This is a genomic window from Pseudomonas sp. DW-iso17, from assembly GCF_058725345.1.
Genome location: NZ_JBZXEA010000021.1, coordinates 430,910 through 443,259 on the forward strand (window position 1 = coordinate 430,910; position 12,350 = coordinate 443,259).

At 61.7% G+C, this 12,350-nt stretch carries 12 protein-coding genes; 11 read left to right on the top strand and 1 reads right to left on the bottom strand.

Going from position 1 to position 12,350, the window contains the following annotated elements:
- Positions 1 to 204: 204 nt before the first annotated feature.
- The 10 genes from tcyJ (at position 205) to AC4PS6_RS16385 (ending at position 10,294) form a co-directional block, all read left to right on the top strand.
- Positions 205 to 999, top strand: a complete 795-nt coding sequence (gene tcyJ, locus AC4PS6_RS16340; RefSeq protein WP_073844042.1) for a cystine ABC transporter substrate-binding protein — start codon at positions 205 to 207, stop codon at positions 997 to 999.
- Positions 999 to 1,664, top strand: coding sequence for a cystine ABC transporter permease (tcyL, locus tag AC4PS6_RS16345; protein WP_003187646.1), 666 nt, complete (start codon positions 999 to 1,001; stop codon positions 1,662 to 1,664). The genes tcyJ and tcyL overlap by 1 nt, the downstream gene beginning before the upstream one ends.
- A gap of 3 nt (positions 1,665 to 1,667) precedes the next feature.
- A complete protein-coding gene (gene tcyN, locus AC4PS6_RS16350) occupies positions 1,668 to 2,414 on the top strand; it encodes an L-cystine ABC transporter ATP-binding protein TcyN (RefSeq protein ID WP_014716461.1) in 747 nt (248 codons plus the stop codon).
- 372 nt (positions 2,415 to 2,786) lie between these two features.
- On the top strand, positions 2,787 to 3,575 hold the full coding sequence (locus AC4PS6_RS16355; protein ID WP_060767880.1) for a hypothetical protein: 789 nt from the start codon (positions 2,787 to 2,789) through the stop codon (positions 3,573 to 3,575).
- Positions 3,576 to 3,760: 185 nt separating this feature from the next.
- On the top strand, positions 3,761 to 5,002 hold the full coding sequence (locus AC4PS6_RS16360) for an SfnB family sulfur acquisition oxidoreductase (RefSeq protein ID WP_019819871.1): 1,242 nt from the start codon (positions 3,761 to 3,763) through the stop codon (positions 5,000 to 5,002).
- Between the two features lie 40 nt (positions 5,003 to 5,042).
- The gene (locus AC4PS6_RS16365) at positions 5,043 to 6,236 is read left to right on the top strand and encodes an SfnB family sulfur acquisition oxidoreductase (protein WP_336826692.1); all 1,194 of its coding nucleotides are present in this window, start codon (positions 5,043 to 5,045) and stop codon (positions 6,234 to 6,236) included.
- Positions 6,236 to 7,594 (top strand): LLM class flavin-dependent oxidoreductase, encoded by a 1,359-nt coding sequence (locus AC4PS6_RS16370; RefSeq protein WP_032901775.1) that lies wholly within the window; start codon positions 6,236 to 6,238, stop codon positions 7,592 to 7,594. Before AC4PS6_RS16365 ends, AC4PS6_RS16370 begins: the two co-directional genes overlap by 1 nt.
- Positions 7,595 to 7,732: 138 nt before the next feature.
- Entirely contained in the window at positions 7,733 to 8,548 is an 816-nt protein-coding gene (locus AC4PS6_RS16375; protein ID WP_038448479.1) for a MetQ/NlpA family ABC transporter substrate-binding protein, read from the top strand.
- Positions 8,545 to 9,660: a methionine ABC transporter ATP-binding protein gene (locus tag AC4PS6_RS16380; RefSeq protein ID WP_103452440.1), complete on the top strand. Its 1,116-nt coding sequence runs from the start codon at positions 8,545 to 8,547 to the stop codon at positions 9,658 to 9,660. The genes AC4PS6_RS16375 and AC4PS6_RS16380 overlap by 4 nt, the downstream gene beginning before the upstream one ends.
- Positions 9,650 to 10,294, top strand: coding sequence for a methionine ABC transporter permease (locus AC4PS6_RS16385; protein WP_003187635.1), 645 nt, complete (start codon positions 9,650 to 9,652; stop codon positions 10,292 to 10,294). Before AC4PS6_RS16380 ends, AC4PS6_RS16385 begins: the two co-directional genes overlap by 11 nt.
- Positions 10,295 to 10,296: 2 nt before the next feature.
- Here the strand turns inward: AC4PS6_RS16385 and AC4PS6_RS16390 are convergent, their stop codons facing one another.
- The gene (locus tag AC4PS6_RS16390) at positions 10,297 to 11,400 is read right to left on the bottom strand and encodes a hypothetical protein (protein ID WP_201913863.1); all 1,104 of its coding nucleotides are present in this window, start codon (positions 11,398 to 11,400) and stop codon (positions 10,297 to 10,299) included.
- A 176-nt stretch (positions 11,401 to 11,576) separates the two neighbouring features.
- On the opposite strand from AC4PS6_RS16390, the gene AC4PS6_RS16395 reads away from it, so the two are divergent.
- A complete protein-coding gene (locus AC4PS6_RS16395) occupies positions 11,577 to 12,203 on the top strand; it encodes a class I SAM-dependent methyltransferase (protein WP_060767878.1) in 627 nt (208 codons plus the stop codon).
- Positions 12,204 to 12,350 lie beyond the last annotated feature (147 nt).

A 12,350-nucleotide genomic window follows, 5' to 3' on the forward strand; every position in this document is an offset into this window, starting at 1 on the left:
ACACACTGCAATCGCAGGCAAGCCAGCTGCCACACAAGCCGCGCATATTTCCAAAAAGAATATGAAATTTTATTTTTATTATTTTCAAGACTTAAAAACCCGCTTTATCATCGCGCCGAAGGCGAAGACGCGCTTCGCACTTTAGGGCAGGATACGACTACCGCGTCACCTGCTTCGCTCACCATAAAAACACAGGGGCTCTCCATGACTATTTTCGCATTTCGTCGCACGCTGTTGGTTGGCACTTTGGGCCTGGCGCTTGGCGCTGGCTGGCTGGGCCAGGCGGTTGCCGGCGAGCAGTTGAACACCATCAAAAAGGCCGGCGAGATCAAGATCGGCCTGGAAGGCACCTACCCACCGTTCAGCTTTGTCGATGAAAGCGGCAAGCTCAGCGGTTTCGAAGTGGAATTGTCCGAGGCACTGGCCAAGGAGCTGGGCGTCAAGGTCAAGCTGCAAGCCACGCCATGGGACGGCATCCTTGCCGCGCTGGAATCCAAGCGCCTGGACGCCGTGGTCAACCAGGTGACCATCTCCGAAGAGCGTAAGAAAAAATACGATTTCTCCAAGCCTTACACCGTGTCCGGCATCCAGGCGCTGGTGCTGAAAAAGAACGTCGACTCGATCAAGAAAGCCGACGACCTGGCCGGCAAGAAAGTGGGTGTGGGCCTGGGCACCAACTACGAACAATGGCTCAAGGACAACCAGCCTAAAGCTATTATCAAGACCTACAACGACGACCCGACCAAGTTCCAGGACCTGCGCATCGGCCGCATCGACGCCATCCTGATCGACCGCCTCGCCGCCCTGGAATACGCCAAGAAAGCCCCCGACACCGCCGCTGCCGGCGACGCCTTCTCCCGCCAGGAATCCGGTATCGCCCTGCGCAAAGGTGAGCCCGAGCTGCTCGATGCGGTGAACAAGGCTCTGGACAAGCTGCGCGCCGACGGCACCTTGAAGACGCTGTCCGAGAAGTACTTCAACGCTGACGTCACTCAATAATGGAAGCAGGTTTCCAACTCGCGCTGGACTCCGCGCCCTTTCTGCTCAAGGGCGCGTACTACACGGTAATCCTCAGCCTCGGCGGGATGTTTTTCGGCCTGTTGCTGGGCTTCGGCCTGGCCTTGATGCGCCTCTCGCGCTTCAAGTTGCTGAGTTGGACGGCTCGGGTCTACGTGTCGTTCTTTCGTGGCACGCCGTTGCTGGTGCAGCTGTTCCTGATCTACTACGGCTTGCCGCAAGTGGGCATCGAGCTGGACCCTATCCCTGCTGCCATGATCGGCTTTTCGCTCAACATGGCTGCCTATGCGTGTGAAATCCTGCGGGCCGCCATCGCTTCCATCGAGCGTGGCCAGTGGGAAGCTGCTGCCAGTATCGGCATGACCCGTGCGCAGACGTTGCGCCGGGCCATCCTGCCCCAGGCGATGCGCACGGCGTTGCCGCCTTTGGGCAACAGCTTTATTTCACTGGTCAAGGACACGGCGCTGGCCGCCACCATCCAGGTGCCCGAGCTGTTCCGCCAGGCCCAACTGGTGTCGGCGCGTACCTTCGAAATTTTCACCATGTATCTGTCCGCGGCCCTGATCTACTGGATCCTGGCGAGCATCCTGGCGCATCTGCAAAATCGTCTGGAAGACCGGGTCAACCGGCATGACCTGGAGTCTTGAAGCATGATCGTGGTTGAAAAACTGACCAAACAATTCAATGGTCAGGTGGTGCTCAACGGCATCGACCTGGAGGTCAAGGAAGGCGAAGTGGTCGCCATCATCGGCCCCAGTGGTTCCGGCAAGACCACCTTCCTGCGCTGCCTGAACTTCCTCGAAGAACCCACCAGCGGCCGTATCAAGGTGGGTGACATCGAGATCGACAGCAGCAGGCCGCTCAACCAGCAACAGGGCCTGGTGCGACGCCTGCGCCAGCATGTGGGCTTTGTGTTCCAGAACTTCAACCTGTTCCCCCACCGCACCGCACTGGAAAACGTCATCGAAGGCCCCATCGTGGTCAAGAAGATGCCACGGGAAGCGGCGGCCGAACTGGGGCGCAAGCTGTTGGCCAGGGTCGGCCTGGCAGGCAAGGAAGCGTCCTACCCAAGGCGGCTGTCCGGCGGCCAGCAACAGCGTGTGGCGATTGCCCGCGCATTGGCCATGGAGCCGGAGGTGATCCTGTTCGACGAACCCACCTCGGCCCTCGACCCGGAACTGGTGGGTGAAGTATTGGCGACCATTCGCAGCCTGGCCGAAGAAAACCGCACCATGGTCATCGTCACACACGAGATGAGCTTTGCCCGTGATGTGGCCAACCGGGTGATCTTTTTCGACAAGGGCGTGATCGTCGAACAGGGCGAAGCCAAGGCGCTGTTTGCCAACCCCAGGGAAGAACGTACCAAGCAGTTCCTGAGCAAATTCCTCGCCCACTGATGTTCTGTGTGGGAGCTGGCTTGCCTGCGATGCAAGCGCCTCGGTGTAGCAGTCCAACCGGGGTGATCCTATCGCAGGCACGCCAGCTCCCACATAAGCGAGGCCCTACAGGGAGTCGCCATTCCACCCCGTAAAAGACCCCGCCGCCTGCCCCCTGAGGTCCCCCCTCCCCGTCAGACCCGTCTGAATCTCGCCAAACCCACCGTTTAGCCCTTTGCCTCCATTGACGCTCCTTGGCCAACCCTCTTATCTAGCGCCTTGAGGATTGGATCCTATCCCGGCTACTGACTGAATCGTGCCTTTCGACCCCCCTTGCGCCTGTTCGTCGAGGTTTCGGAACGATTGCTGCTGGCTGCACCAAGGAGATTACTTATGACACACGCTCAAACCTCGGCCACGCTCCGTGCCCCAAGGCTGCCCCAGGCTATTGGAAACGGCATCAGCGCCCTGGCCTCCGCCCACTTGCAGGTCGACATTTCACCCTACCCGAGCATGGAAGAAGGCGACCTGATCGAACTGTTCTGGAACAACTGCTTCGCCGCCTCGCGCAAGGTGACGGCGTGCAAGATCGGCACGTGCACCCACCTGTGCGTACCGCAGAGTTTTGTGCAGGACGGACCGGCACGCGTCCACTACCAGGTCTTGCAGATCGGCCATGGCCCGATGCGCTCGGCGGTGACCCTGGTGCGGGTCAAGACCAACTACCCCGGCGGTCAGCCTTCGCCGCGCCTGAACCCTGAAGGCGGCGATGAAAACCAGAACCTGGCGCCCGTGAACCTGCCCGAGACGATCCGCCGCCATGGCGTCAACAGCAGCCAGGTAAGGCGCGGCATTCCGCTGACCATCGAGCCTTACCTGAACATGAGCACGGGCGATGCCATCACCTTGCGCTGGGGCGATGTACGCCTGGACCTGCCCCGCATTCAGGCTCAAAGCGTCGGCCTGGCGGTGCAGGTGTGGGTGCCGCCCCACGTGATTGTCGAAGCCGGCGACGACTGCCGGTTGGAGGTCACCTACTGCATTCTCGATCGCGTGGGTAACAACTCCCGCTGGGCGCCCGCCCGCACGCTGCGCATCGCCGCCTGCACACCGCCCCGCCCAGCCTCGCCCGCGCCAGGCTATCAACCGCGTCGCTTCGGTTCACCCTGTGAACCGGGGTGACAGCCCTTCTATGCATATTCCTAAAAGTTAGTTTATTTAAATAATTAACACGCTTAGGGTATATGCACCGGACCACCGGACATTCCTGATTTTTCTGTTTATTTCATTGAATGCGAGGTCGGTATGGTCAGAATTACCCCGGTGCGCAACGCCAGGGCATTGCGTGCAGCCAAGGAGCGGCGCTGATGTCTAACTTGGCTCTAACATCCCCCCAGAGTGATGTGGACGTAGCTCCCCTGCTGTTGCCCGCCACGGTGCTGCGCAACGACGCCCAGGCGCTGAGCGCCGCCCACGAGCTGGCCCAGGCTGCACGTGCGCAGGCCGCCCAGCGCGACCAGCAACGCAAACTGCCCTGGGCGCAGCTCGAACAGTTCACCCGCAGCGGCTTGGGCAGTATTTCCATTCCCCGCGAATACGGCGGCCCCCAGGTGTCGTTTGTGACCCTGGCCGAAGTCTTCGCGATCATCAGCGCGGCCGACCCGGCACTCGGGCAGATCCCGCAGAACCATTTCGGCATCTTGCACGTATTGCAGGGCACCGCCACCGAGCGTCAGAAAAAGCAGCTGTTCCAGAGCGTGCTCGACGGCTGGCGCATCGGCAACGGCGGCCCGGAACGCGGCACCAAAAATACTCTGGAGCTCAAGGCGCGCCTCACGGCCGAAGGCGACGGTTACGTGCTCAGCGGCCAGAAGTTCTACTCCACAGGCGCCCTGTTCGCTCACTGGGTGGCAATCAAGGCCCTGAACGATGACGGCAAGCAGGTCATGGCTTTTGTACGTCGCGGCAGCGAAGGGCTGCGCATCGTTGATGACTGGTCCGGCTTTGGCCAACGTACCACCGCCAGCGGCACCGTGCTGCTTGATCGCGTAGCGGTGGACCCGGACCTGGTCATCGACAACTGGCGCCTGGGCGAAAGCCCGAATATCCAAGGGGCCGTGTCGCAACTGATCCAGGCCGCCATCGACGCCGGCATCGCCCGGGGCGCCCTCGACGATGCCATCGCCTTCGTGCGTGAGCGTTCGCGCCCGTGGATCGACGCCAAGGTCGAGCGAGCCAGCGACGACCTGTATGTGATCGCCGATATCGGCAAGCTGAAGATCGAACTGCACGCCGCCGAAGCCCTGCTGCGCAAGGCAGGCCAGGTGCTTGACCAGGTCAGCGCCGCGCCGATCACCGCGCAATCCGCCGCCCACGCCTCGATTGCCGTGGCCGAAGCCAAGGTGCTGACCACCGAAGTGGCGTTACAAGTCACCGAGAAGCTCTTTGAGCTGGCGGGCAGCCGCGCCACCCTGGCCGAATTCAACCTTGACCGTCACTGGCGCAATGCCCGGGTTCACACCCTGCACGACCCGGTGCGCTGGAAGTACCACGCCATCGGCGCCTATCGGCTCAACGGCACCTTGCCGGCTCGTCATTCGTGGATTTAACCAACCAGAACACTTTTTCCACGAGCTTCTGGAGAAACTCATGACCCTTTCTCACCCCGTCGCGGTCATCACCAGCGACGAACAAGCGCTTATTGTCGCCAGCGATCTTGCTGAAGACTTGCGCCGCGACAGCGCCCAACGCGACCGCGAACGCCGCCTGCCGCTGCCCGAGCTGGACGGGTTTTCCCGCTCTGGCCTGTGGGGCATCAGCGTGTCCAAGGCCTACGGTGGCGCGGGCGTGTCCAACGTCACCCTGGCCAAGGTCATCGCACTGATCGCCCAGGCCGATGGCTCGTTGGGCCAGATTCCGCAAAACCATTTCTATGCCCTCGAAGTACTGCGGGTGAACGGCAGCCCCGAACAGCAGCAACGCCTGTACGCCGAGGTATTGGCCGGCCAACGCTTTGGCAACGCCTTGGCGGAGCTGGGCACCAAGACCGCCCATGACCGCATTACCAGCCTCACCCGCGACGGCGATGGTTTTCGCATCAACGGGCGCAAGTTCTACGCCACCGGCGCGATCTACGCCCAGCGCATCCCCACCTCGGTGGTGGATGCAAATGGCGTGCAGCAACTGGCCTTCGTACCGCGTGACAGCGAGGGGCTGACGGTGATCGATGACTGGAGCGGCTTCGGCCAGCGCACCACCGGCAGCGGCTCGGTAGTGTTCGACAACGTGTGGGTCGCGGCGCAAGACGTGGTGCCGTTCCAGAGCGCCTTCGAACGCCCGACTACTGTCGGCCCGCTGGCGCAGATCCTTCACGCAGCCATCGACACCGGCATCGCCCGCGCAGCCTTTGAGGATGCCTTGCATTTTGTGCGCACCAAGACCCGCCCGTGGATCGACGCCGGCAACGACAAGGCCACCGAAGACCCGCTGACACTCAAGAGCTTCGGCCACCTGAGCAGCCGCCTGCACGCCGCCGAAGCCTTGCTGGAACGCTCGGGTGAATTCCTCGACCGCGCCCAGGCCGACAGCAATGCCCAGACCGTCGCCGCAGCCTCCATCGCCGTTGCCGAAATACGCGCCCTGAGCACCGAGATTTCCCTGGCGGCCGGCAGCACCCTGTTCGAACTGGCCGGCAGCCAGGCGACCCTGGCCGAACACGGCCTGGACCGCCACTGGCGCAACGCCCGGGTGCACACCCTGCACGACCCGGTGCGCTGGAAATACCATGCGGTTGGCAACTACTACCTCAACGATGAAAACCCGCCGCTGCGGGGGACCATCTGATGAGCAAAAAAAAGATCCTGCTCAATGCTTTCAACATGAACTGCATCGGGCACATCAATCACGGTTTGTGGACTCATCCACGGGACAACTCGACCGAGTACAAGACCCTCGAATACTGGACTGAACTGGCGAAGATCCTGGAGCGCGGGTTGTTCGACGGTTTGTTCATCGCTGATATCGTCGGCGTGTATGACGTGTATCAGGACTCCATCGACGTGCCGCTCCAGGAGTCGATCCAGTTACCGGTCAACGACCCGTTGCTGCTGGTGTCGGCCATGGCCGCCGTTACCCAGCACCTTGGCTTCGGCCTTACCGCCAACCTCACCTATGAGCCGCCGTACCTGTTCGCCCGGCGCATGTCGACGCTGGATCACCTGAGCCGTGGCCGGGTAGGTTGGAACATTGTCACCGGCTACCTCGACAGCGCCGCCAAGGCCATGGGCCTTACCGAACAGGTCGAGCATGACCGGCGCTACGACCAGGCCGATGAATACCTGCAGGTGTTGTACAAGCTCTGGGAAGGCAGCTGGGAAGACGACGCGGTGCACAACGATCGCCAAGCGCGGGTGTATGCGCAACCGGGCAAGGTGCACAAGGTAGAGCACCACGGCGAGTTCTATCAGGTGGAGGGTTACCACCTGTGCGAGCCATCGCCGCAGCGCACGCCGGTGCTGTTCCAGGCCGGCAGTTCCGAGCGCGGCTTGCTGTTCGCCGGGCGGCATGCCGAGTGCGTGTTTATCAGCGGGCAGAACAAGGCCGCGACCAAGCGCCAGGTGGACAAGGTGCGCGCCAGCGCAGTGGAGGCTGGGCGCAACCCGGACGACATCAAGGTGTTCATGGGCCTGAACGTCATTGTGGGCGCCACTGAAGCGTTGGCCTGGAACAAGCACGCCGAGTACCTCAGCTACGCCAGCGCGGAAGCTGGCGTGGCGCACTTCTCGGCCTCGACCGGGATTGATTTTGCCCAGTACGCGTTGGACGAACCGATCCAGTACGTCAAGAGCAACGCGATCCAGTCGGCCACCCAGAACCTGCAGAACAACGACTGGACCCGGCGCAAATTGCTCGACCAGCACGCCTTGGGCGGGCGCTATATCACCCTGGTGGGCTCGCCTGAACAGGTGGCCGATGAGCTGGAATCCTGGATCAGCGAAACCGGGCTGGATGGTTTCAACCTGACGCGCATTGTGACGCCGGAGAGCTATGTGGATTTCATTGAGCTGGTGATACCGGAGTTACAACGACGGGGCTCGTACAAGACGGAATATGCGCAGGGAACGCTGAGGGAAAAAGTCTTTCATGACACGGCTCGCTTACCCAACCAACACACCGGCTCTACCTACCGCCACGTTGTTTGATCGTTCCCACGCTCCGCGGGGGAATGCCTCTTGGACGCTCTGCGTTCGCTTTGGGGACGCGGAGCGTCCCTGGCTGCATTACCACGCGGAGCGTGGGAACGATCTCGCTATCTAAGACCTTATGACTGGAAAACCACTATGAAAAAGACATTCTTAAACAACCCAGTCAAAGCACTGGCCCTGGCCTTCGGCTTATTCAGCTCGGCGGTATTCGCCGCCGATGCACCGTTGAAAATCGGCACCACCGCTGCCTTCGCTATTCCGTTGGAAGCCGCCGTAGAAGAGGCCGGCAAGCAGGGCCTGAAGGTCGAACTGGTGGAGTTCACCGACTGGATCGCGCCCAACGTCAGCCTCGCCGCCGGCGATATCGACGTGAACTACTTTCAGCACATTCCCTTCCTGGAGAACGCCAAGGCCGCCGCCGGGTTTGACCTGGTGCCGTACGCGCCGGGCATCATCAACAACGTCGGGCTGTATTCGAAAAAATACAAAAGCTTCAACGAGCTGCCCGCAGGCGCCAGCGTGGCGATTGCCAACGACCCGATCAACAGCGGGCGCGGCCTGCAACTGCTGGCCAAGGCCGGGCTGATCACCCTCAAACCGGGTGTGGGCTACAAGGCCACCGAAGAAGACATCGTCGCCAACCCGAAAAACATCAAGATCCTGCAAGTGGAAGCGGTGCAACTGGTGCGCGCCTATGACGACGCCGATCTGGTGCAGGGCTACCCGGCGTACATCCGCCTGTCCAAGACCTTCGATGCCGAGTCGGCACTGCTGTTCGACGGCCTCGATCATCCGGAATACGTGATTCAGTTCGTCATCCAGCCCAAGAGCAAAACCGACCCACGGGTGATCAAGTTCGTCGATATCTACCAGCACTCGCCAGTGGTGCGTGCAGCCTTGGACAAGTCCCTCGGCAAGCTCTATCAGGTTGGCTGGGAAGCTAAACCATGAGTGCCGCCAACGCCCGATTGCACGATCTGGCCCCTGCGCCCAGCCACGCGGAACAGACTGAACTGCACCCGGACTTGAACCGCGCCCATGTGCGGTTCATCAACCTGGGCAAAACCTATGACGGCACGGTGCATGCGCTGCAAGGCATTGACCTGGCGATCCAGCGGGGCGAAGTGTTCGGCATCATCGGCCGCAGCGGCGCCGGCAAGTCGTCGCTGATCCGCACTATCAATCGCCTGGAACAACCCAGCAGCGGACGGGTGCTGATCGACCAGGTGGACATCGGCAGCTTCGATGAAGACCACCTGGTGGCGCTGCGGCGACGCATCGGCATGATCTTCCAGCACTTCAACCTGATGTCGGCCAAGACCGTGTGGCAGAACGTCGAGTTGCCGCTCAAGGTCGCCGGTGTGCCCCAGGCACAACGCGCGCGAAAGGTGCATGAACTGCTGGAGCTGGTAGGCCTGCAAGACAAACACAAGGCGTACCCGGCGCAGCTGTCCGGCGGGCAGAAGCAGCGCGTCGGCATCGCCCGCGCGCTGGTGCACGACCCCGAGATTCTGCTGTGCGACGAAGCCACCTCGGCCCTCGACCCGGAAACCACCCAGTCGATCCTCGGCCTGCTGCGCGAGATCAACCAGCGCCTGGGCCTGACCATCGTGCTGATCACCCATGAGATGGCGGTGATCCGCGACATCTGCCACCGCGTAGTGGTGCTGGAGCACGGGCGTATCGTCGAGCAAGGCCCGGTGTGGCAGGTGTTTGGCGATCCGCAACATGAGGTCAGCAAGACCCTGCTCGCACCGCTGCAACACGGCTTGCCGCCAGAGTTGCAACGCCGCCTGCAACCCACGCCAGCCTCGGCCGACGCCGCACTGGTGCTGCGCCTGCAGTTCACCGGCAGCGACACCCTGGAGCCAGACCTCGCGGCGCTGTTCAGTGCCCTCGGCGGCCGTGTGCGTTTACTACAAGGGGGCGTGGAACGCATCCAGGGGCATGCCTTGGGGCAACTGCTGCTGGCGGTGAATGGATCGCCGCACAACGCCGAAGAACTGCGCAAACGCGCGGCCAACTGGGCACAACAGGTGGAGGTGCTGGGCTATGTGGTTTGATCGTTTAGTGCAGGGGGCCATCGACACCTTGTTGATGGTGGGGGTGTCATCGCTGATCGCGCTGCTGGTGGGCATTCCGCTGGCGGTGTTCCTCGTCACCAGTGACAAGGGCGGCATCTACCAGGCACCGGCGCTTAACCGCGTGCTGGGAGCGTTCGTGAATCTGTTCCGCTCCATTCCGTTTCTGATCCTGATGGTGGCGCTCATCCCGTTCACGCGCCTGATCGTCGGCACCACCTATGGCGTCTGGGCCGCAGTGGTACCGCTGACCATCGCCGCCACGCCGTTCTTTGCACGCATCGCTGAAGTGAGCCTGCGCGAGGTCGACCATGGCCTGATCGAAGCCGCGCAGGCCATGGGTTGCCGCCGTTGGCACATCATCTGGCATGTGCTGTTGCCAGAGGCGTTGCCCGGCATCGTCGGCGGCTTCACGATCACCCTGGTGACCATGATCAATTCATCGGCCATGGCCGGAGCAATCGGCGCCGGTGGCCTGGGCGATATTGCCTACCGCTATGGCTACCAGCGCTTCGATACGCAGATCATGCTCACTGTGATTGTGTTGCTGGTGGTGCTGGTGGCGGTGATCCAACTGAGTGGGGATAGGTTGGCGCGGGTGTTGAACAAGCGCTGACGTCACGGGCACTCATCCAGTTGGGCAACACTGGCACGGGGCACGAAGGTGATGGTTTTTTCCTTGGCCTGCCAGGGCCGCACGATATAGCTGCCATCCGAGTCGGCCATCACTCGCAGTTTTACGCTGCGCTTGGGGTTGTCGGCGTCTACCAGCGCGCCGGGAACCTGGGCCTGCGCCGTCCAGGTCATCAAGGTACAAACGCGCCCTCCCGAGGCGGATCCTTGCAGCGGCAGGCCGCCCAACTTGGCCCCACTCGCCGGGATCAGCCCGAGTAAAACGATGAGCGCAAAGGCCACCAATGAGGCGAACGCCACCGGGTTTTTCTGGACGCGCATGCGCACCACCAGGCAGGCGGCGCTTCCCTGGATCAGGAACAGCACGGCCATTTCGGCAGCCATGAACGGCGCAAAGAACACGGCGCTGTCGGAGTACTCGCTGAAGGCGCGGGAGACCGGCACCGTCACCATCAGAATGACCACCATTTGAATGGCCCCGGCGCCAGCACTGGCCAGCCAGAACTCGCCGGACAACTCACGCAGAGCAACATGGGCGGGGCGCGCACGAATAATGATGCCGACATAGGCCACTACCGCCGCCATGATCGCTACGATCCAACTGAACGTCAGCAAAAACCCACTTTCGGCGTTCACGGACAGGTATACGGCGGACATCCAGAACACAAACATCACCAACAGGCTGGCCGCCCAATGTCCCAGTAACCTCCTGTGCTGGGCCGTCTCTTGCGGCGACTGCGGGCTGAGATTGAGTTGATCACTCAGACGCACACCTGTGCCGTTCAGGCGTGTGAACAAGATGAACGTGGGCACCAGGATCGATGCACCCATCATGCCGATCACAAATACCAACATGGCGAACATCGCTGGCAATGCGGTGAACGCCGACGCCGACAAGATACTCAGCGGCACCTTTTCCATCTGGATGTACTGGTACAGGTACAGGCCTGCCACCGAGAGAATCCCCACCGTCAGCGGCCAGGCACGCTCATTGAGCCAGAACAGCCCATTGCTCAATCTCGTGGCGTATTGGTCGACCTTGTTCGACGCGGTGTGGTTGCCAACGGCGGGACGTTTTTCCTCTTCCATGGATGTATAACCCTCTGCAAATGAAGGCCGAATCTTACCCACAATTTCCCGTGACGGTCTGTCGGATGCGCACACTGCGAGCGCCATGAAGTGCCCTACAGCGGATACACGGTTTTCAACTCAAGAGTGGGCCGGGGTATAGTCCAACCACCTCAGCCGCAGCCGTGCGCCATGCCATGAAACTTGCTCCCGACGACCTCAACCAGATCACCTCCACCACCCTGGGCCATTACAACAAGGTGGCCGAAGACTTCCGTGAAGGCACCCGCGATCACGATGTGAGCCAGAACGTCGACGCGCTGCTGCGGCATATCCAGGGCACGCCGCCGTTCACTGTGCTGGATTTCGGCTGTGGGCCAGGGCGGGATTTGCAGACGTTTACGCGCATGGGGCATATCGCCGTGGGCCTGGATGGCTCCGAACGTTTTGCGCAGATGGCCCGCGAAGACAGCGGCTGTGAGGTGCTGCAGCAGGACTTTCTCAAGCTGGACCTGCCCGCCGAACGCTTCGATGGCGTGTTTGCCAATGCGGTGCTGTTTCATATTCCCAAGCAGGAGTTGCCCCGAGTGCTCAAAGAGCTGCACGGCGCGTTGAAGCCTGGGGGCGTGCTGTTCAGCTCGAACCCTCGGGGCGAGAACCAGGAGGGCTGGAATGGGCCGCGGTATGGCTCTTATCACGATCTGCAGGCCTGGCGGGCCTTGCTGACCGCAGCCGGGTTTGAAGAGTTGGAGCACTACTACCGGCCGGCCGGGTTGCCGCGGGAACAGCAGCCTTGGTTGGCGAGTGTATGGCGTAAGATTTAGTGCTGCATCGCCTGTACCTGCCTCATCGCAGGCAAGCCAGCTCCCACCTTTGGAATGCATTCCCTTGTGGGAGCCGGGCTTGCCCGCGATGACGCCGTAACGGGCAGCGTTATTTCACCTGATACACCACCGGCTCCCACCTTTGGA